Source organism: Entomohabitans teleogrylli, from assembly GCF_001484765.1.
Taxonomy (GTDB): Bacteria; Pseudomonadota; Gammaproteobacteria; order Enterobacterales; family Enterobacteriaceae; genus Entomohabitans; species Entomohabitans teleogrylli.
In genome coordinates, this window is the sequence record NZ_LLXO01000097.1 from 1 (window position 1) to 647 (window position 647).

Below are 647 nucleotides of genomic sequence, written 5' to 3' on the forward strand. Positions count from 1 at the left end.
CCACTCAGGGTGACGCCGTTCTGCTTGATCAGCGCCGCAGATAAATTGGGCTTATTCGGGTCGATAAAATTCACCCAGGTGCCCGGCGTAAGACGGGTATTGCCGTTATACAGGGCGATACCCAGCCCGGTTTTGCCGCCCGCCAGCGCTGTGGGGTCAAAACTGGCAACAGTGCCGGATATTCTTACCTTCTGACTGGAGGACACCGCGTTGCTGCAATCAAGCTCATACTCAATGGGTTTTTTGTCGCTACCGTCAACGCGGGTGGTCATAATTTCATTCCCGAAGTTCACGGTGATCATGTTGTCGTTATTCACCACACAGGGTGGCGCTTCAATCAGGGTGCCGCGAAAATTGACCGTGGCGTCCGCCAGCGTATAACTGCTGGCGCAGATACCGGCTAGCGGTAACAGATAACGTAGGGTGATGACAGGCATCCTTTCTCTCCATCATAGTTACTGAAAATCAATCACCATGGTGCCGGTACCGGAGAAGGAGCCGGCCGTCAGGGTGGCGCTATTCTGGGCTACCGGTACCGCCCAGAGCCGGGGCTTACTGGCGGTACCGCTAAAGTTCACATAGTTACCCGGGGTCAGCGTTGTAGTACCGGCGGCTCCGCTGAACAAACGGATCCCTAATCCTGTTTT

At 55.2% G+C, this 647-nt stretch carries 2 protein-coding genes; both read right to left on the reverse strand.

Annotated features, from left to right (window positions below):
• A partial coding sequence (locus AQ981_RS25395; RefSeq protein ID WP_058914530.1) for a fimbrial protein occupies positions 1-437 on the reverse strand: 437 nt, incomplete at its 3' end.
• Between the two features lie 18 nt (positions 438-455).
• Positions 456-647 (reverse strand): fimbrial protein (locus tag AQ981_RS25400; RefSeq protein WP_154675990.1); only part of this gene is annotated, 192 nt, incomplete at its 5' end.